General features: G+C 66.6%; 19 protein-coding genes. 9 read left to right on the top strand and 10 right to left on the bottom strand.

Annotated features, from left to right (window positions below; genetic code table 11):
- Positions 1 to 7 precede the first annotated feature (7 nt).
- The 6 genes from K8U54_RS15240 to K8U54_RS15215 all read right to left on the bottom strand — a co-directional run bounded on the left by K8U54_RS15240 (position 8) and on the right by K8U54_RS15215 (position 4,300).
- The gene (locus tag K8U54_RS15240) at positions 8 to 691 is read right to left on the bottom strand and encodes a fimbrial biogenesis chaperone (protein ID WP_249906611.1); all 684 of its coding nucleotides are present in this window, start codon (positions 689 to 691) and stop codon (positions 8 to 10) included.
- 112 nt (positions 692 to 803) lie between these two features.
- The gene (locus tag K8U54_RS15235) at positions 804 to 1,352 is read right to left on the bottom strand and encodes a Csu type fimbrial protein (RefSeq protein ID WP_249906610.1); all 549 of its coding nucleotides are present in this window, start codon (positions 1,350 to 1,352) and stop codon (positions 804 to 806) included.
- Positions 1,349 to 1,861 carry a Csu type fimbrial protein gene (locus K8U54_RS15230; protein WP_249906609.1) on the bottom strand — a complete coding sequence of 171 codons (513 nt, stop codon included), beginning with the start codon at positions 1,859 to 1,861 and terminating at the stop codon, positions 1,349 to 1,351. The genes K8U54_RS15235 and K8U54_RS15230 overlap by 4 nt, the downstream gene beginning before the upstream one ends.
- A gap of 45 nt (positions 1,862 to 1,906) precedes the next feature.
- Positions 1,907 to 2,392 carry a Csu type fimbrial protein gene (locus tag K8U54_RS15225; RefSeq protein ID WP_249906608.1) on the bottom strand — a complete coding sequence of 162 codons (486 nt, stop codon included), beginning with the start codon at positions 2,390 to 2,392 and terminating at the stop codon, positions 1,907 to 1,909.
- A 350-nt stretch (positions 2,393 to 2,742) separates the two neighbouring features.
- Entirely contained in the window at positions 2,743 to 3,612 is an 870-nt protein-coding gene (tesB, locus tag K8U54_RS15220; RefSeq protein WP_249906607.1) for an acyl-CoA thioesterase II, read from the bottom strand.
- 121 nt (positions 3,613 to 3,733) lie between these two features.
- The gene (locus K8U54_RS15215; protein ID WP_249906606.1) at positions 3,734 to 4,300 is read right to left on the bottom strand and encodes a GNAT family N-acetyltransferase; all 567 of its coding nucleotides are present in this window, start codon (positions 4,298 to 4,300) and stop codon (positions 3,734 to 3,736) included.
- A gap of 37 nt (positions 4,301 to 4,337) precedes the next feature.
- On the opposite strand from K8U54_RS15215, the gene K8U54_RS15210 reads away from it, so the two are divergent.
- The 3 genes from K8U54_RS15210 to K8U54_RS15200 are packed head-to-tail and all read left to right on the top strand — an operon-like array spanning position 4,338 to position 6,915.
- A complete protein-coding gene (locus K8U54_RS15210; protein WP_249906605.1) occupies positions 4,338 to 5,258 on the top strand; it encodes a histone deacetylase family protein in 921 nt (306 codons plus the stop codon).
- A 29-nt stretch (positions 5,259 to 5,287) separates the two neighbouring features.
- Positions 5,288 to 6,532 (top strand): TIGR03862 family flavoprotein, encoded by a 1,245-nt coding sequence (locus K8U54_RS15205; RefSeq protein WP_249906604.1) that lies wholly within the window; start codon positions 5,288 to 5,290, stop codon positions 6,530 to 6,532.
- 20 nt (positions 6,533 to 6,552) lie between these two features.
- Positions 6,553 to 6,915: a VOC family protein gene (locus K8U54_RS15200; RefSeq protein ID WP_249906603.1), complete on the top strand. Its 363-nt coding sequence runs from the start codon at positions 6,553 to 6,555 to the stop codon at positions 6,913 to 6,915.
- A 24-nt stretch (positions 6,916 to 6,939) separates the two neighbouring features.
- Here K8U54_RS15200 and K8U54_RS15195 read toward each other — a convergent pair whose 3' ends face one another.
- The 3 genes from K8U54_RS15195 to K8U54_RS15185 all read right to left on the bottom strand — a co-directional run bounded on the left by K8U54_RS15195 (position 6,940) and on the right by K8U54_RS15185 (position 9,464).
- Entirely contained in the window at positions 6,940 to 8,268 is a 1,329-nt protein-coding gene (locus tag K8U54_RS15195; RefSeq protein WP_249906602.1) for a DEAD/DEAH box helicase, read from the bottom strand.
- A 108-nt stretch (positions 8,269 to 8,376) separates the two neighbouring features.
- Positions 8,377 to 8,976, bottom strand: coding sequence for a 3'-5' exonuclease (locus K8U54_RS15190; protein ID WP_249906601.1), 600 nt, complete (start codon positions 8,974 to 8,976; stop codon positions 8,377 to 8,379).
- Positions 8,977 to 8,984: 8 nt separating this feature from the next.
- Entirely contained in the window at positions 8,985 to 9,464 is a 480-nt protein-coding gene (locus K8U54_RS15185; RefSeq protein WP_249906600.1) for an NYN domain-containing protein, read from the bottom strand.
- 157 nt (positions 9,465 to 9,621) lie between these two features.
- Between K8U54_RS15185 and K8U54_RS15180 the strand changes: the two genes are divergently transcribed.
- From K8U54_RS15180 to gudD, 3 genes are all read left to right on the top strand, one after another.
- Positions 9,622 to 10,281, top strand: a complete 660-nt coding sequence (locus K8U54_RS15180) for a YciC family protein (RefSeq protein WP_249906599.1) — start codon at positions 9,622 to 9,624, stop codon at positions 10,279 to 10,281.
- A 40-nt stretch (positions 10,282 to 10,321) separates the two neighbouring features.
- Entirely contained in the window at positions 10,322 to 11,368 is a 1,047-nt protein-coding gene (locus tag K8U54_RS15175) for a LacI family DNA-binding transcriptional regulator (RefSeq protein ID WP_249906598.1), read from the top strand.
- A 250-nt stretch (positions 11,369 to 11,618) separates the two neighbouring features.
- The gene (gudD, locus tag K8U54_RS15170; RefSeq protein ID WP_249906597.1) at positions 11,619 to 12,965 is read left to right on the top strand and encodes a glucarate dehydratase; all 1,347 of its coding nucleotides are present in this window, start codon (positions 11,619 to 11,621) and stop codon (positions 12,963 to 12,965) included.
- 158 nt (positions 12,966 to 13,123) lie between these two features.
- On the opposite strand, the gene K8U54_RS15165 is transcribed toward gudD, so the two are convergent.
- Entirely contained in the window at positions 13,124 to 14,005 is an 882-nt protein-coding gene (locus K8U54_RS15165) for a LysR family transcriptional regulator (protein WP_249906596.1), read from the bottom strand.
- Between the two features lie 154 nt (positions 14,006 to 14,159).
- Here K8U54_RS15165 and speB point away from each other — a divergent pair, with 154 nt between their 5' ends.
- From speB to K8U54_RS15150, 3 genes are all read left to right on the top strand, one after another.
- Positions 14,160 to 15,119, top strand: coding sequence for an agmatinase (speB, locus tag K8U54_RS15160; protein ID WP_249906595.1), 960 nt, complete (start codon positions 14,160 to 14,162; stop codon positions 15,117 to 15,119).
- Between the two features lie 230 nt (positions 15,120 to 15,349).
- The gene (locus tag K8U54_RS15155; protein WP_249906594.1) at positions 15,350 to 16,729 is read left to right on the top strand and encodes a sodium:solute symporter; all 1,380 of its coding nucleotides are present in this window, start codon (positions 15,350 to 15,352) and stop codon (positions 16,727 to 16,729) included.
- Between the two features lie 60 nt (positions 16,730 to 16,789).
- Positions 16,790 to 18,391, top strand: coding sequence for a 5-guanidino-2-oxopentanoate decarboxylase (locus K8U54_RS15150; protein WP_249906593.1), 1,602 nt, complete (start codon positions 16,790 to 16,792; stop codon positions 18,389 to 18,391).
- The last annotated feature ends 13 nt before the right edge of the window (positions 18,392 to 18,404 follow it).

Here is an 18,404-nt window from a genome sequence, read left to right as displayed (position 1 = left end):
CCATGGCTCAGCGCCCCGTTATCGTCAACGGCTCGCTGCGATCATTGACCATCGCCTGCAGTGTCGCGCCCTCCGCGCTCACCCCGGCCGGCAGCGGCCAGCGCATCTGCGCGCCTGGCAGCACGTAGCCCAACAACCCTTCGGCCACCACCTGCTGCCGGCCGCCGCGGCTGAAGCGCACCGCCGACAGCCGGGCATGGGCGGTGCCGTCATTGCGCACCAGCAGGTAACGCACCGAGCCCTGCTGCTGCACCTGATAGCTCAGTTGCGGCGCCAGGGTCTTCAGGCCCTCGCCGCCCGGCTTCTGCTCGCGCTCGGGCGCTGCGCCAGCGCCGAACACGAACAGCGGAATCGAATAGCGCATCTGGAATTTCACCCCCAGTTGCGGATCGGCCGCGGCGTCGTTGTCGAGCATTTCGTCGATCAACACCCGGTAGGCCTGCTGCACCCCTGGCTGTGGCGCCTGCATGGCCATGAGGCGGATCATCTGCCGCTTGCCCGGCCCGATGGTGACCACCGGCGGGCTGCCGATCACCTCGCGCTGGGCATCGAGACGATCCTCGAAACCCGCCTGCTGCCAGCTCATCACCCGCACCTGCAGGTTCACGGGCGCCTGGCCGCGGTTCTCCAGCCACAGCGCCACCGCCTTCTGGTCGGCCTCGATCAGCGGATTGATCGGCCAGATCAGCACCGAACTAGCGGCACCTGCATGGCTCGCGAACAACGCCAGCAGCAACGTGACGAGAGGGCCCCAACGGGACTCGAGGTGCTGCCTTCTGCTCGATACATATGCATCTCCCTGTTCAATAACTGATGGTCACGGTGACCACATCGCTGTAGATACCCGCGCTGGGCATGGGTGTGACGTTGAACAACCGAGCATAGACCGGGTAACTCTGGGTGCCGCCGGCTGCCGGAAACGTCGTGCTGAGCGCGGCGGCGCCGTTGCTGCCATCGCCCCATACGGTGCTGAAGGCGGCGTCCTGGTAGAGCTGGTAACGCAGCCGCTCCGTGCCCCTGGCCAGGAAACGACCGCCGCTGACGCTGCCGGCATTGGCACCCGAGCCGATGCCGATGGTCAGCCGGGTGCCGGGCGTGCACTGCAGCACGATGGAACCACCGCCCGGCGTACTGGTACGGTTTACCGCACTGTTGAGGTTGCTGATCTGCCCGAAGCTGATGGTGCCGTAGCTGCTCAGGTCGCTGGCGCCACTGCCCAGCAGGCAGCCCTGGGTCACCACGGCGCGCACCTGAAACAGCCGATCGACGCGCAGCTCGTTGGTGCCGGTATCGGCCAGCACCGGGACGACCGCCGCCATCGTCAGCAGGCCGAAGCCGCGCAGCCGCTTCACCACTTCACCGTGACGGTGACCGTGTCGCGGTAGGTGCCGGCCGCCGGCGAACGCTGCGCCGGTACCCGCCCATAAACCGGCAGCCACTGGTCCTGCCCGGTACCGGTACGGCTGATACCGACGGTGTTGTCCCACACCGTCTGGTAATTCGACGAGGTATAGAGGTTGTAGGCGATCTGCGCGTTGGGCCCGCTCAGCCGCCGCGCATTGACGTTGCCACTGCCACCGGCGCTGATCAGCACCTGGTAGGGCGTGTTGCTCAGGCAGTTGACACGCAATGCGCCATTGCCCGGCTGCCCGGTGACATCCAGCGCCGTGCTCAACAGCGAGCGGGTGCCGAAATCGAAGGTGCCGAACTGACCCAGGTCGCTGGCCGCGGTGCTGCCCGCGCTGCAGGCCGGCAACACTTCGGCGAACAGGCCGATGGTCGCGGTCTTGGTGGCGGCGAGGAGCAAACCGGGGACGAACGCCAGGAGCGCCACGAATCGAACGGGCCGAAAAACGGACATGGAAGCTTCCAAACAGGTCATGCCGAGCGCGTTGCCCGGCAATACTCACCAGGCCACGGTCACCTGAACGGTATCGGTGTAGGTACCCACCGACGGTACCTGGGTGCGCGGTGGCACCTGGCCGTAGACGACCAGTTCCTGCGCCACGCCGGTGCCGGTGGTGGCCAGGGTGTCGCCGCCATTGCTGCCATCGCCCCAGGGCGTGGTGCGGCCTGGATCCTGAAAGAGGTTGTAGGCGATGGAGTCGGTGCCATTGGTCATGTTGCGCTGGGTGCCGGCCGCGTTGGCGCCACTGTCGAGGGTCACGCTGAAGTCGGTACCGGTGTTGCAGGTCACGCTGAACGAGCCGCCGCCACCGGAGCCGACGGATTGGGCCTCCAGGGTCGTGGTGATGGCCGCCACGCTGCCGAAATCGATGGTGCCGAAGGTGCCACCGGCGCTGCCGTTGCCCACGGTGCAACCGTCGGTGATGACCAGCTGGATACCCAGTTGCCCGGTCACGGTGCCGGCCGCCTGAACGGTTGATGTCATGGCCAGAGCCAGAAGGGATGAAACAAGTAACGATGAACGACGCATATCCGTCTCCTGCAGACCCGAGGACACTCCCATGTGTGAACCCGCGCAGGTGCGACAACCGGGTATTACTGGGGAGACAGAACAAGCGTCGACCACGTTCAGGCAAATGCACATGCCAGAAAAACTGCCCTGCATGCGTCGCCTTGGCGCGGAGGAGGCCTCAACACACTGATTTGAAAGGGAAAGCCTTATTGACGTAAGAAATGACCAGACACCTTTCGGGCCAATTTCCTACAGCACAAAAGGCATACCGGCCTGGGCAGCCCAGCCGGGCGCTGCCCGTTCGCAGGGTTTGCGGCAGCGACTCAGCGCCAGTCCTCGCGCAAACGGATCAACCCTTCCTGGGCCACCGAGGCGACCAGCTGGCCCTGGCGGTTGAATACGCTGCCGCGCGAGAAGCCACGGGCGTTGCCGGCCCAGGGGCTGTCCATGGCGTAGAGCAGCCAGTCGTCCATGCGCAGGTTGCCGTGGAACCAGATGGCGTGATCGAGGCTGGCGACCTGCATGAACTTCTGCCACACCGACACGCCGTGGGGCAGCATCGAGGTGGTCAGCAGGTTGAAATCCGAGGCGTAGCCCAGCAGGTACTTGTGAATGGCCGGTGTGTCGGGCAGCTCGCCATCGGCGCGGAACCACACGTACTTGGCCGGCTCGCTGACCTGGGGGGAAAACGGGTTGTCGACGGTGACCGGGCGGATCTCGATGGGTTTGTCGAACAGCACCCGCTCGCGCACCCTCGGTGGCAGGGAGTCGGCCACCAGGCTGGCCAGTTCGGTTTCCGAACGCAGGCCCTCGGGGCCAGGCACGTCGGGCATCTGCACCTGATGATGGAAGCCCTCTTCCTGATTCTGGAACGAGGCGCTGCAGGTAAAGATCGCCTTGCCCTTCTGCACCGCGGTGACCCGGCGGGTGCTGAAGCTGCCGCCGTCACGCACGCGGTCGACCTGATAGACCACCGGCAAGGCGGCGTCGCCCGGGCGCAGGAAGTAGCCGTGCAGCGAATGCACATGGCGATCGGCCTCGACCGTCTGGGTGGCCGCCGACACGCACTGGCCAAGCACCTGACCACCAAAGAGCTGGCGAAAGCCCAGATCCTGGCTGACGCCGCGGAACAGGTTTTCCTCGATGGCTTCCAGGCTCAGCAGTGCCACCAACTCTTGCAGGACTTGACTCATAACGGTTCTCCACGAGCCCTACCCAGGGCAATGCTGCGAACCGCGCGGGCTGCGCGGACGGTGAATGGTAATGCCTTTGCCGGCGCTCAGGAATCGTACGATGGCGAGGCATGCGACAGGCTCAGCCCCGCTTCGGCCATTTATCCCGGGGGAGTTCGTACAGCACGTGCCGACATAGTGGATGCTCAGGCGCCAGCGCCGGGTGCTCGAACTCGCCGGCCGGCTGCATGCCGAGGGCCTGCATCACCCGCTGCGATGGTGTATTGGAAAGCGTGGTGAACGCCACCACGCGATCAACCGCCAGCCGCGCAAAGGCAAAATCCAGCGAAGCGCGCGCCGCTTCCCTGGCAAGGCCCTGCCCCCAGAATGCCGGCGACAGGCGCCAGCCGATCTCCACCGCCGGCGTGAAGCTCGCCTCGAAGCCGACCTGGGCCAGCCCGGTCATGCCGACGAAGCGCCCATCCTCGCGATGCCACAGCGACCAGAAGGTGAAGCCGTGCTGTGCGAAGTGCGCTTGCAGGCGGGTGAGCAACGCCTGGCTCTGCTCGCGGCTCAGGGGCGCCGGGAAATGGCGCATCACTGCCGGATCCGCACACAGCGTGGCCAGTTCGTCCAGGTCCTCGTCACGCCAGGCGCGCAGGTGCAGGCGCGGCGTCTGCAGTTCGGCCCCATCCCTTTCGCTTCTCATGCATACTGCCTCAGGTTCACCCGATGACCGCCATTGTATGCCCCTGCCGCTGATCTACCACGACGACTACAGCCCGCCGTTCCCCGACGGCCATCGCTTCCCGATGGAGAAATTCCGCCTGCTGCGCGACCACCTGGTGGCCAGCGGCCTGACTCGGGATGAAGAACTGCTGCGGCCCGAAATCTGCCCGGCCGATATCCTCGCCCTCTGCCACTGCCCCGCCTATATCGAGCGCTACCTGAGCGGCGCACTGAGCCATGAAGACGGGCGCCGCCTCGGCCTGCCGTGGAGCCCGGCGCTGGCGCGGCGAACCGTACGCGCCGTAGGCGGCTCGCTGCTGGCCACCGAGCAGGCATTGCAGCACGGCCTGGCCTGTCATCTGGCCGGCGGCACCCACCACGCCCACTATGATTACCCGGCCGGCTTCTGCATCTTCAACGACCTGGCGGTGATCGCCCGCTACCTGCTGGCAAGCGGCAAGGCCGGGCGCGTGCTGATCTTCGACTGCGACGTGCACCAGGGCGATGGCACCGCGCGACTGCTGGAGGACGCACCCGACGCGGTCACCGTCTCCCTGCACTGCGAGCAGAATTACCCGGCGCGCAAGGCCAGCAGCGACTGGGATATCCCGCTGCCCCGCGGCATGGGTGATGCCGATTACCTCAAGGTGGTCGACGACACCCTGGGGTACCTGCTGGCGTTGTACCAGCCGGACATCGTGCTCTACGACGCCGGCGTCGACGTGCACCAGGACGACGCCCTGGGCTACCTGCAACTCACCGACGCCGGCGTAGCGGCTCGCGACGAGGCCGTGCTCAACCACTGCCTGGGCCGCGACATTCCCGTGGTCGGGTTGATCGGCGGCGGCTACAGCAAGGACCGCCACGCCCTGGCTCGCCGCCACGGCATCCTCCACCACAGCGCCGCGCGGGTATGGCAGCAGCGAGGGCTCGGGTAAACTTCGCCCTTTGCCCTGCCGATACCGCCATGACCGACTCTCTCCCGCCCACCGCCCACTCGGTCGCCATCATCGGCGGCGGCCCCGCCGGCCTGATGGCCGCCGAAACCCTGGCGCTCGCCGGGGTGCGGGTCGACCTCTTCGACGCCATGCCCTCGCTGGGCCGCAAGTTTCTGCTCGCTGGCGTCGGCGGCATGAACATCACCCATTCCGAGGCCTACCCGGCCTTTGTCGCCCGCTACAACGAACGCCAGGAACAGATCGACAGGCTGTTGCAAGGCTTCGACGCCGACACGCTGCGCCAGTGGATTCATGGCCTGGGCATCGACACCTTCGTCGGCACTTCGGGCCGCGTATTTCCTACCGACATGAAGGCCGCGCCGCTGCTGCGCGCCTGGCTCAAGCGCCTGCGCGAGGCCGGCGTGCAGCTGCATACCCGGCACCGCTGGCTGGGCTGGAACGGAGACGGCAGTCTGCGCGTGGCCAGCCCCGAGGGTGAGCGTGCGGTACGCGCCGATGCGGTGCTGCTGGCCCTGGGCGGTGGCAGCTGGCCGCGGCTTGGTTCCGATGGCAGCTGGGTAGCGCACCTGCAACGGGCCGGCGTGCCCGTTGCGCCGCTGCAGCCGAGCAACTGCGGTTTCGATGTCGAGGCGTGGAGCCCGTTGCTGCGCGATAAATTCGCCGGCGCGCCGCTGAAGAACGTGGCACTGGGCTTGCCAGGCGAAGCGTCACGACCCGGTGAATTCGTGCTCACCGCCACCGGTATCGAGGGCAGCCTGGTGTACGCCCTGTCCGCCGGGATTCGCCAGCGCATCAGCCGCGACGGCAGCTGCACTGTGTATCTGGACCTATTGCCACAGCGCAGTGAAGAAGCACTCGGCAAGGCGCTTAGCAAACCGCGCGGTTCGCACTCCATGGCCAAACATCTGCATCGCCAGGCCGGCCTGGATGGCGTGAAGGCGGCGCTGCTGCGCGAGCTGACGCCTGCCGAGCAGTTCGCCGATCCTCGGCGTTTGGCTGCCGCCATCAAGGCGCTGCCGATCACCCTGTGCCGGCCACGCCCCATCGAAGAAGCGATCAGCAGCGCCGGCGGCGTGCCCTTCGAAGCTCTCGACGACAATCTGATGCTGAGCGCCCTGCCCGGCACCTTCTGCGCCGGCGAGATGCTCGACTGGGAGGCGCCCACCGGCGGCTACCTGCTCACCGCCTGTTTCGCCAGCGGCCGCGTGGCGGGCCAAGGCATGGCGCGCTGGCTGGAAGACAGATCTCGATAATCCGCGGAACAGGGAATCACATGCTGACCAGCTTGCAACTCAAGACCTTCATCCCGGCCAGGGACTACCCGCTCAGCCAGGCCTTCTACAGCGCACTGGGCTTCACGCCGGTCTGGCAGACGGACGAGATGAGCTATTTCAGCCACGGCGAGCACTGCGCCTTCCTGCTGCAGAACTTCTACGTGAAGGAGCAGGCCGAGAATTTCGTCATGCACCTGATGGTCGATGACGTGCAGGCCTGGTGGGCCCACGTGCAGGCGGAGAACATCGCCGAGCGCTTCGGCGTGCGCACCATCGCCCCGGAGGATCAGCCCTGGGGCATTCGCGAATTCATCGTCTTCGACCCCAGCGGCGTGCTGTGGAAGATCGGCCAGGAAATCTAAGCTTGGCCGGTCCAGCCTTTATTTCTAGCGTTTACCCTTGGGCTTGCCACCAAAGCTCGGCACCTTGCGGATGGCCTTGACCGGCGGCTCGGCCGGCGCGTCGCTTTCCATCCAGCGGCCCAGGCCGCCGGCCTTGCCGCCGCCGACCACCTTGGGCTTTTTCGGCTTCTTCGGTTTTTTCACCACCAGCCCGCCGGCGACCGTCTGCGGCACACGGTGGTCGGGGATAAAGTCCGGCTCGTCTACGCGCTGCAGCAATTGCCCGGTCAGCGCTTCGATGGCCGACAGCAGTTGCACCTCGTCGGCGCAGACCAGCGATACCGCCTGGCCGCTGGCGCCGGCACGGCCGGTGCGGCCGATGCGGTGCACGTAGTCCTCGGCGACGATGGGCAGGTCGACGTTGACCACCAGCGGCAGGTCGTCGATATCCAGGCCGCGGGCGGCCACGTCGGTGGCGACCAGCACGTCGACTTCGCCGGCCTTGAAGCGCTGCAGGGCGCGCAGGCGGCTCGGTTGCGGCTTGTCGCCGTGGATCGAGTCGGCGCGGATGCCTTCGGCGAGCAGCGCCTGTTCCAGCTCGTCGACGCCCTTGCGGGTCTTGGCGAATACCAGCACCTGCGACCATTTCCTGCTGCGGTACAGGTGCAGGAACAGCTCGGCCTTGCGCTTCTTGTCCACCGGAATCAACCACTGCTTGACCGACTTGGCGGCGGCGTTGCGCGGGCTGACTTCGATGCTCAGCGGGTCGCGCAGCATTTCCTTGGCCAAACCGCGGATGGCGTCGGAAAAGGTCGCGGAAAACAGCAGGGTCTGGCGCTTCTTCGGCAACGCGGCGAACAACTCGTCCAGCTCGCGGGAGAAGCCCAGGTCGAGCATGCGGTCGGCTTCGTCGAGCACCAACACCTGCAACTGGGAAAACTTCACGGCGTTCTGGCGGTACAGGTCGAGCAGGCGGCCAGGGGTGGCGACCAGCACGTCGAGGCCCTTGCGCAGCTTCATCATCTGCGGGTTGATGCTTACCCCGCCGTACACCGCGTAGCTGCGCAGCGGCAGGAACTGCGAATAGGTCTGCACGCTCTGCTGAACCTGCTCGGCCAGCTCGCGGGTCGGCACCAGCACCAGGGCACGCACCGAATTGCTCGCCACCACCGGGCCTTCCATCATCAGCCGCTGCAGGATCGGCAGGGTGAAGGCGGCGGTCTTGCCGGTGCCGGTCTGCGCCGCGGCCATGATGTCGCGGCCCTTGATGATCGGGCCGATGGCCTCGGCCTGAACGGCCGTCGGGGTCTTGTAGTCGAGGCCGTCGAGGCAGCGCAGCAGGGGTTCGATCAGGCCGAGGGAAGTGAAGGTCATGGCGGGCAACGTGGTGGGCAGTGGAAATGCCGCGCAGTTTAGCGCGTCCGGGTATCAATCGCGCAGCCGTTGCAGCGCAGCGGACACCCGGCCCGGCTCGACGCGCAGCTAGGCGGCGAGCAGGGCGCGCACCTTGGCGGCGGACAGGCCCTGCAGCTGACGCAGGAAGTCGTGGTCGACAGCGCTGCGCCCGTGCTGCTCGCGCAGCACCCTGCACAGATGCAGGGTCAGGTTGGCGGCCATTTCCGCATCGGCCAGCGCCCGGTGCGCCTTGCCGGTATCGGGCAGCCGCGCCCAGCGATTGAGGTTGCCGAGTTTGTGGCTCGGTGCCCCCGGCAGCAGGCGCCGCGACAGCAGCAGCGAGCAGGCGAAATGCTGCACCCGGGTGCGACCGATCAGACCCAGCTCGGCGTCCCAGAACTTCTGGTCGAAAGACGCGTTGTGCGCCAGCATCGGAATGTCGCCGACGAACTCGGCGACCTCGTGCATCACCTCGGCGGCGGGCGGCGCGCTGCGCACCATGGCGTTGCTGATGCCGGTCAGCTGCTCGATGAAGGGCGGCACCCAGGCGCCGCTATTCATCAGGCTCTGGTAGCGGGCGGTGATCTGCCCACCCTCGATGATCACCACGCCGATCTCGGTGGCGCGCGCCTGCTGGGCCGGCGACATGCCGGTGGTTTCGAAGTCGATGACAGCGATGGGTTTCACGTAAAGCCTCAGTGTTTGAGCAACAGGTGGCCCTCGATGGGCACATAACGGCTGGCCGCGCGCACCAGTGACTGCGCGGTAAGCCCGGGCACGCCATAGGCCACAGCCTCGACGCCATGGCGCTGGCGGATGCGCTCGAGCAACTGGTCGAAGTCGCCGTCACCGGAGGCCAGCACCACACTGTCGACGTCCGCCGCGGCATCCATCACGTCGAGGGTGATGCCCACGTCCCAGTCGCCCTTGGCCGAACCGTCGCTGCGCTGGATGTAGGGCTTGAGCTTCACGGTAAAGCCCAGGTTGCGCAGGATCTGCTGGAACTGCTGCTGTTTGGGGTCGCCGCGGTCGATGGCATAGGCATAGGCCGCGACGATCTCGCCACCTGCCGCCAGCTCGTTCCACAACGCCGTGTAGTTGAAGTGGCAGCCATAGGCCTGGCGCACGGTGTAGTAGAGATTCTGTACGTCGGCGAACACGGCAATTTTCTTCACCGGACATCCTCACAAGGGCTCGCGCGGGTTGCACGGCGGCCAGTATGCCAGCCTCGTCTTCCCAGGTCGAAAGCCGCGGCCCGGCGGTGGCCATCACTGGTCGCGCAACAGCGGCCCTCGTATCATGGCGGCCTGTTTTTTCTGGCTGCGATCTTTCATGAATCCCCTCGACGCCCTGCGTGACGCCTGGTTCTTCTTCCGGCAGAACCTGCTGCAGATCCTCCTGCTATGCCTGCCCTTCCTGCTGCTCGAAGCCTTCGTGAGCCTGCAGCTCGAGAACCTGGTCGCCGCCGCCAAGGTGCCACTTTACGAGGTGCTGCTCGGCCTGTTCTTCTACCCGCTGTACAGCGCGGCACTGATCCTGTTCATCGACGCCCGCAGCCGCGGCGAGCAACCCGGCAAGGGCGCGCTGGTGGCCATGAGCCTGAGCCTGTGGCCGCGTTTCGTGCTGCTGGCGGGCATCGGCACCCTGGCGATCATGCTTGGCATCTCGCTGTTCATCCTGCCGGGGCTGTGGCTGATGGTCCGGCTGGTGTTCGCCGACTACCTGCTGGTGCTGCGCGGCCTCACCCCGCTGCAGGCCCTGCATGAAAGCCTGCAGCTGACCCACGGGCACTTCTGGCCGATCTTCACCTGCGTGATGCTGGTGATGCTGCCGCCCTGGCTGGCCGGCCTATGGACCGCCGATATCGCCAGCGAACCGGCCGGGCGCCTGCTGCTGGACGTGCTGTTCGGCCTCTGCCAGTTGTTCACCACGGTGCTGGTGTTCCGTCTGTATATGCTGCGTGCCGGCGACAACGCCGTGCGGCTGCCGTAACCTTCGGCTCTTTCACTGCATTCCACATCGAGACCAGCCCGTGGCAAGAAAATCGCGCAGAGAACTGGCCAAAGATCGCGGTGACCTCGGCGACTTGCCGGTGACGGTCAAGGACGTGGCGCTCAAGGCCGGGGTATCGCCGATCACCGTGTCGCGGGCCATTCAGCGCCCGGAACTGGTCAGCGACGCCACCCGCGAGCACGTGCTCGAAGTGGTACGCGCCATGGGCTACGTGCCCAACCTGATGGCCGGCGCCCTGGCCACCAGCAAGAGCCGCCTGGTGGCCATAGTGCTGCCGACCATCGCCAACTCGATCTACGCCAGCGTGGTGCAGGCGATCATGGATCGCCTCGCCGAGGCCGGCTACCACACCCTGGTCGGTCCCAGCGGCTATGTGCCGGAGCAGGAAGAAGCCCTGCTGGCCGCCATCCTTGGCCGCCGCCCGGACGGCATCGTGCTGACCGGCACCTTCCACACCCAGGCCAGCCGCGAGCGCTTGGCCTGCGCCGGCATCCCGGTGGTCGAAGCCTGGGACCTGAGCGACGACGGCCTGGACATGCAGGTGGGCTTTTCCCACGAACAGGTCGGCGCCGCCGTGGCCGAGCACTTCTTCGCCAAGGGCTACCGGCGCTGGGCGGTGATCGGCGTCGACGACCCCCGTGCGCTGCGCCGCTGCGATGCGCTGACAGGCCGACTCGGCGAGCTGGGCGTAGAAACTGTGGCAGTACGGACCCTGCCCCTGCCCGCCACCTGGGAAGTGGGCCGCAAGGGCCTGGCCAATCTGCTCGATACCGGCGAGAAACCCGACTTCATCTTCTGCAGCTCGGACACCGTCGCCCTCGGCGTGCTGGCCGAAGCCTCCACCCGCGGCCTGAACGTGCCCGGCGACCTCGCCGTGCTAGGTTTCGGCGACACCCTCAACGGTCAGTTCGCCAATCCCGCGCTGTCCACGGTCAGCGTCAATGCCACCGAGATGGGCCTCCAGGTCGCCGAAGCGCTGCTGCGCCGTTTCGATGGGCAGAAGGCCGAGGCGAGTGTGGATACCGGGTTTTCCATTATCGAGCGTGGCAGCACCGCTCGATCCTGAATCCCGCAATCCAATTGTGGGAGCGGGCGGGGACGCCTGGTCCATGCCTGCGGAGCCGTCGCGCGCCTGGCGCGCTCCCATATGAGTTCCAAGACTGCTGAATGCGTTGAACCGCGCCCGCAACCGTCACGGCTTAAATCTCCGCTTGAATGATAACGTTATCCGAATATGATGATAACGTTATCTTCCAGTGCTGCCCGGCGAGGCAGCCAGACCCACCGCAACGCCGTCACGGCTCAGGAGCCACGCGATGAACAATAACAACACCCATGCAGGTACCCCAGTCATCACCGCCCTGGAAGTCATTCCCGTCGCCGGGCACGACAGCCTGCTGCTCAACCTCAGTGGCGGCCATGCGCCCTTCTTCACCCGCAACCTGCTGATCCTGCGCGACAACGCCGGTCATGTCGGTGTCGGTGAAGTGCCAGGGGGTGAAGCCATCCGCCAGACCCTGGAAGACGCCCGCCAGTTGCTGGTGGGCCAGCCCATCGGCCAGTACCAGAAACTCCTCGGCCAGGTACGCCAGGCCTTCGCCGACCGCGACGCCGGCGGCCGTGGCCTGCAGACCTTCGACCTGCGCATCACCATCCACGCCGTCACCGCCGTCGAGGCTGCCCTGCTCGACCTGCTCGGCCAGTACCTGGACGTGCCGGTCGCCGCCCTGCTCGGCGAAGGCCAGCAGCGTGATGCCGTGGAGATGCTCGGCTACCTGTTCTACATCGGCGATCGCAAGAAGACCGACCTGCCCTATCGCCAGGAAGCCGACGCCGACAACGCCTGGTTCCAGGTACGCAACGAGGAGGCACTGGACGCCAGGGGCGTGGTGCGCCTCGCCGAGGCCGCCTACGAGCGCTATGGCTTCAAGGACTTCAAACTCAAGGGCGGGGTGCTGCGTGGCGACGAGGAGATCGAAGCGGTCACCGCCCTGGCCGAGCGCTTCCCGGAGGCGCGCATCACCCTGGACCCGAACGGCGCCTGGTCACTGGCCGAAGCCATCCGCCTGTGCCGCGACCAGCACCAGGTGCTCGCCTATGCCGAAGACCCCTGTGGCGCCGAGAACGGCTACTCGGGCCGCGAGGTGATGGCCGAATTCCGCCGCGCCACCGGCCTGCCCACCGCGACCAACATGATCGCCACCGACTGGCGGCAGATGGGCCATGCGATCCAGCTGCAATCGGTGGACATTCCCCTGGCCGACCCGCACTTCTGGACCATGCAGGGTTCGGTGCGCGTGGCGCAGATGTGCAACGACTGGGGCCTGACCTGGGGCTCGCACTCCAACAACCACTTCGACGTGTCCCTGGCCATGTTCACCCACGTGGCGGCTGCCGCACCGGGCAAGATCACCGCCATCGACACCCACTGGATCTGGCAGGACGGCCAGCACCTGACCAAGGAGCCGCTGCGTATCGAAGGCGGCCTGGTGCAGGTGCCGAAAAAGCCCGGCCTGGGCGTGGAGCTGGACATGGACGCCGTGGCCAGGGCCCATGAATGCTACAAGGGCATGGGCCTGGGCGCGCGCAACGATGCAGTGGCCATGCAGTACCTGATCAGCGGCTGGACCTTCGATAACAAGAAGCCTTGTCTGGTGCGCTGAGCGGGCATGCATTGCGCTCGGCTGGTGGGCTGAGCGCATGACTTTGTGGGACGGCGCCATGCGCCCGAATCGCGGCACTGACTAGGCGTCCCCGCCCGCTCCCACAGCACTGAGACGGGGCCTGCTGAAGTGTTTGCTACCCCCCGCCTCCTGGCGGCCTAGCCCTGATTCAGTTGCGCCTTGAGCCGATCACGGAAGCTCTGGATCAGCGGTTCCCTTGAGCGGCCGCGGCGCAGCGCCAGGGTGAAGGGCGCCTGGTAGCCGAAGGTGGTGGGCAGCAGCACTTTCAGGCGTTTCTGATCCGCCCACTGCTGGGCGTAATGCTCGGGCAGATAGCCGATATAGGCGCCGGACAGCACCAGAATCAGCTGGGCCTCCATCGACTCCACCGTCGCCGCGCTGTGCTTGAAGCCATGACGCGCCAGCTCGGCCTGGCTCCAGTAGCCGCGGCCGACCATGCGCTGCTGGGTGATCACTTCCGCCGGAATCTGCCGCTGGGTATACAGCGGGTGCCTGTCGCTGCAGTACAGCCAGTGCTGCTCACGGTACAGCGCCTGGTAGATCAGCCCGTTGGTGCGCACCGAGAAGGCGCCGATGGCCAGGTCAAGGCGATTCTCCAGCACGCCGAGTTGCAACTCGGCCGGGCTGAGCACCGCCAGATGCAGGTGCACGGCCGGGTGTTCCTGGCTGTAGGCACCGATCACCTCGGCCAGCGGCAGGGAAGGATCGCTGACCGTGGAATCCAGCACACCCAGGTTCAGGGTGCCGCGCAGCTCGCCCTTGAGCGCCGCCGAATAACGCTCGAAGCCTTCCAGTTCGGCCAGCAGCCGCAGGGCTTCCTGGTGGAACAGCTCGCCCTTGCTGGTCAGGCTGAACCCGCCGCGCCCGCGATGGCAGAGCACGAAACCCAGCTGTGCCTCGAGCTGGCTCATGTAGGTGCTGATCGCCGAGGTGGACAGGTTCAGCTCCTGCTGCGCCGCGGCAAAGCCCTGGTGGCGCACGACGCAGGCGAACAGGCGCAGCAGCTTGAGATCAGGCATCGGCAAACCATGACGGTGAAAGAACCGAGCCCATGCTAAAGCCTGCTCGTTAGTTTAGGAATTTCTGAACTGATTATTTGCCGTGTTGGATTCTTCCCGCCGCCAACCCTGACCAGAATCGGGCCACGACAACCACAAGAACTGCGAGGCCCCCGTGGACAATTCCCTCCACCAGCCCCTGGGCGGCAACGAAATGCCCCGTTTCGGCGGGATCGCCACCATGCTGCGCCTGCCCCACGTGCAGACGCCCGAGGAGCTGGACAAGCTCGACGCCGCCTTTATCGGCATTCCTCTGGATATCGGCACCTCCCTGCGTTCGGGCACCCGCTTCGGGCCGCGGCAGATCCGCGCCGAGTCGGTGATGATCCGCCCCTACAACATGGCCACCGGCGCCGCGCCCTTCGACTCCCTGAACGTGGCCGACATCGGCGACGTGGCGATCAACACCTTCAACCTGCTCGATGCCGTGCGCCTCATCGAAGAGCACTACGACCGCGTGCTCGAACACGACATCATCCCGCTGACCCTGGGTGGCGACCACACCCTGACCCTGCCGATCCTGCGTGCCATGCACAAGAAATACGGCAAGGTCGGCCTGGTGCACATCGATGCCCACGCCGATGTGAACGATCACATGTTCGGCGAGAAGATCGCCCACGGCACCACCTTCCGCCGAGCCCAGGAAGAAGGCCTGCTCGACAGCCAGCGCGTGGTGCAGATCGGCCTGCGCGCCCAGGGCTATACCGCCGACGACTTCGACTGGAGCCGCCGCCAGGGCTTTCGCGTAGTGCAGGCCGAAGAATGCTGGCACAAGTCCCTCGCCCCGCTGATGGAAGAGGTGCGCGCCAAGGTCGATGGCGGCCCGGTGTACCTGTCCTTCGACATCGACGGCATCGACCCGGCCTGGGCGCCCGGCACCGGCACCCCGGAAGTCGGCGGCCTGACCACCATCCAGGCGCTGGAAATCATCCGCGGCTGCCACGGCCTGAAGCTGGTCGGCTGCGACCTGGTCGAGGTCTCCCCGCCCTATGACACCACCGGCAACACCTCGTTGCTCGGCGCCAACCTGCTCTACGAAATGCTTTGCGTGCTGCCAGGGGTGGTGCGCAAGTGAGCCGCGCGCTCGCCCGGTAGTCGCGGTTTCACATCACCGAACAACCCGAGCGGGCCAGCAGAAGCCTGCCGTGGCGCATTACCCGCTAGCGGGTCATGGAGCGCACTTCGCTCCGCGCGGCCCTGCCGCACTGCCCAAGCACCACTACCCGGCGGCTGTCGGGGGTGAATAACAAGGTCGGCGCCATGGCGCCACCCTGACAAGAATCGTGACAGGCGCTGGAGAAACACATGATCCTGGATATATCCGTAGTGCTGATTTACGCCGCCGGCATGCTGCTGCTCGGCTGGTATGGCATGCGCCGCGCGCGCAGCCAGGAAGATTACCTGGTGGCCGGCCGCAACCTCGGCCCGGCCTTCTACATGGGCACCATGGCGGCCACCGTGCTGGGCGGCGCCGCCACCGTCGGTACCGTGCGCCTGGGTTACGTGCATGGCCTTTCCGGGTTGTGGCTGTGCGCCGCCCTGGGCGCCGGCATCGTCGTGCTCAACCTGTTCCTGGCCAAGCCGCTGCTCAAGCTGCGCATCTTCACCGTCACCCAGATCCTCGAGCGGCGCTACACGCCGGCGGCGCGCCAGGCCAGCGCGGTGGTGATGTTCGCCTACGCACTGATGATCGCTGTGGTCTCGACCCTGGCCAGCGGCACCGTGCTGCAGGTGCTGTTCGACCTGCCCTTCTGGCTCGCCATCCTGCTGGCCGGTAGCGTGGTGGTAGTGTATTCGAGCATTGGCGGCATGTGGTCGCTAACGCTGACCGACATCGTGCAGTTCGCGATCAAGACGGTCGGCCTGATGTTCGTGCTGCTGCCCATCTGCCTGTACCGCGTCGGCGGCTGGGACGCCCTGGCAGCCAAGCTGCCGAGCACCGCCTTCAGCCTGACCACCATCGGCTACGACACCATCCTCACCTATTTCCTGATCTACTTCTTCGGCATCCTCATCGGCCAGGACATCTGGCAACGGGTGTTCACCGCCCGCAGCGAGCGCGTGGCCCGGGTGGCCGGCAGCCTGGCCGGGGTGTATTGCGTGATCTACGGCCTGGTCGGCGCGCTGATCGGCATGTGCGCCAAGGTGCTGCTGCCTGACCTGGCCAACGCCAACAACGCCTTCGCCTCGATCGTGCAGAGCGCCCTGCCGGACGGCATTCGCGGCCTGGTGATCGCCGCTGCCCTGGCCGCGATGATGTCCACCGCCAGCGCCGGCCTGCTCGCCGCCTCCACCACGGTGACTGAAGACCTGCTGCCCAAGCTGCGCGGCGGTCGCCCGTCGGGCCTCGGCACCGCCCGGCTGTTCACCCTGCTCACCGGCTTGCTGGTGCTGGCGATCTCCCTGGTGGTCAATGACGTGATCGGCGCGCTGACCCTGGCCTACAACCTGCTGGTGGGCGGCATCCTGATTCCCATCCTCGGCGCCATCTACTGGAAACGCGCCACCACCACCGGTGCCATCGCCAGCATGGCGCTGGGCTGCGCCACCGCCCTGGCGTTCATGTTCAAGGACGGCCTGGAAGCCAATACGCCGATCTACTACAGCCTGAGCGTCGGCCTGCTGGCCTTCGTGATCGGCAGCCTGCTGACCCGCCCCCAGGCACGGGCCGCCAGCCTCGCCTGAACCCGTTACAGGTGCCGGCGCTGCTGCCGGCACCTACAGAACCATCAGCAAGGAGCCAGCATGACCAGCTGCGGTGAATTTCTCGTCAAGCAACTCGAGGCCTGGGGCGTCGACACCCTGTTCGGCATTCCCGGCGTGCACACCATCGAGCTGTACCGTGGCCTGCCGGGTAGCGGCATCCGCCATGTCACCCCGCGCCACGAGCAAGGCGCCGGCTTTATGGCCGACGGTTATGCACGGGTGAGCGGCAAGCCCGGCGTGTGCTTCATCATCACCGGGCCGGGCATGACCAATATCGCCACGGCCATGGGCCAGGCCTACGCCGACTCGATCCCCATGCTGGTGATCTCCAGCGTCAACGAACGCGAGCGCCTGGGCCGCGGCAACGGCTACCTGCACGAATTACCGGACCAACGTGCGTTGGTAGCCGGTGTCTGTGCGTTCAGCCATACGCTGATAAGCGTCGACGAGTTGCCCGAGGTGCTGGCCCGCGCCTTTGCGGTATTCGATGGCCGGCGGCCACGGCCGGTGCATATCGAACTGCCGCTGGACGTGATCACTGCCCCCGCCGACCACCTGAGCGTGCAACCCAGGCTGATCGCTCCGCGCCCTGCCCCACGAGCCGAGCTGATCAGGCAGGCGGCCCAGCGCCTGCGCCAGGCCAAGCGCCCATTGCTGCTGATCGGCGGCGGCTGCGTCGCCCAGGCCGAGGCGGTGCGCCGCCTGGCCGAGGCGCTGGATGCACCGACCGCGCTGACCATCAACGCCAAGGGCCTGCTGCCCGCCGCCCACCCGCTGCTGATCGGCAGCAACCAGTCGCTGCCACCGGTACGCAAGCTGGCCTTGGAGGCTGACGTGGTGCTGGCCATCGGCACCGAGCTGGGCGAGACCGATTACGACGTGGTGTTCGACGGCAACTTCAGGATCGGCGGCGAGCTGATCCGTATCGATATCGATGCCGAGCAACTGCAGCGCAATCACGCACCCGCATTGGCCATCCACAGCGATGCCGGCCTTGCCATCACGGCGCTGCTGGGCGAGTTGCCGCAATGCGCCTGGGATGGCCAGAGCCCAGGGGCTGAACGGGCCAGCCTGGTTCGCCAGCAACTGGCAGAGGAGTTCGAAGGCTGGGCCCACTATCGCCGCCTGTTCGACTGCATTCTCGAGGTGCTGCCCGAGGCGCGCTTCGTTGGCGACTCGACGCAGACCGTGTACAGCGGCAACCACCTGGTCGAGCTGGACGGCCCGCGGCGCTGGTTCAACGCCTCCACCGGCTACGGCACCCTGGGCTATGGCCTGCCGGCGGCGATTGGCGCCCGGTTGGCGGAGCCGACACGCCCGGTGATCAGCCTGATGGGCGACGGCGGCATCCAGTTCACCCTGCCGGAGCTGGCCAGCGCCGTGGAAGCGCGGGTCGGCATCATCGTGCTGCTGTGGAACAACCAGGGCTACGGCGAGATCAAGCGCTACATGCAGCGCCGCGACATCACCCCGCTGGGCGTGGACATCTATACCCCGGACTTCCTGACCATCGCCCGCGGCTTTGGCTGCCTGGCCGAACGCGCCCGCGACCACGCGCATTTGCAAACCCTGCTGCGCGAGGCACCGAGCGATCAGCCTCTGCTGATCGAGCTGGCCGAAGCGCCGCCGTTTGCGCCCTGAGAGCACCCGGCCG

This window comes from Pseudomonas fulva (genome assembly GCF_023517795.1).
GTDB classification, from domain to species: domain Bacteria; phylum Pseudomonadota; class Gammaproteobacteria; order Pseudomonadales; family Pseudomonadaceae; genus Aquipseudomonas; species Aquipseudomonas fulva_D.
Note: the sequence above shows the minus strand (reverse complement) of the source record. Positions and strands in the feature narration are given on the sequence as shown.

Coding starts and splice junctions, on each gene's coding strand:
- K8U54_RS15225 (WP_249906608.1), bottom strand. CDS start 2,392: ATGACATCAACCGTTCAGGCGGCCGGCACCGTGACCGGGCAACTGGGT.
- K8U54_RS15155 (WP_249906594.1), top strand. CDS start 15,350: ATGATCCTGGATATATCCGTAGTGCTGATTTACGCCGCCGGCATGCTG.
- K8U54_RS15230 (WP_249906609.1), bottom strand. CDS start 1,861: ATGTCCGTTTTTCGGCCCGTTCGATTCGTGGCGCTCCTGGCGTTCGTC.
- K8U54_RS15165 (WP_249906596.1), bottom strand. CDS start 14,005: ATGCCTGATCTCAAGCTGCTGCGCCTGTTCGCCTGCGTCGTGCGCCAC.
- K8U54_RS15205 (WP_249906604.1), top strand. CDS start 5,288: ATGACCGACTCTCTCCCGCCCACCGCCCACTCGGTCGCCATCATCGGC.
- K8U54_RS15210 (WP_249906605.1), top strand. CDS start 4,338: ATGCCCCTGCCGCTGATCTACCACGACGACTACAGCCCGCCGTTCCCC.
- K8U54_RS15195 (WP_249906602.1), bottom strand. CDS start 8,268: ATGACCTTCACTTCCCTCGGCCTGATCGAACCCCTGCTGCGCTGCCTC.
- K8U54_RS15150 (WP_249906593.1), top strand. CDS start 16,790: ATGACCAGCTGCGGTGAATTTCTCGTCAAGCAACTCGAGGCCTGGGGC.
- K8U54_RS15200 (WP_249906603.1), top strand. CDS start 6,553: ATGCTGACCAGCTTGCAACTCAAGACCTTCATCCCGGCCAGGGACTAC.
- K8U54_RS15180 (WP_249906599.1), top strand. CDS start 9,622: ATGAATCCCCTCGACGCCCTGCGTGACGCCTGGTTCTTCTTCCGGCAG.
- tesB (WP_249906607.1), bottom strand. CDS start 3,612: ATGAGTCAAGTCCTGCAAGAGTTGGTGGCACTGCTGAGCCTGGAAGCC.
- K8U54_RS15215 (WP_249906606.1), bottom strand. CDS start 4,300: ATGAGAAGCGAAAGGGATGGGGCCGAACTGCAGACGCCGCGCCTGCAC.
- gudD (WP_249906597.1), top strand. CDS start 11,619: ATGAACAATAACAACACCCATGCAGGTACCCCAGTCATCACCGCCCTG.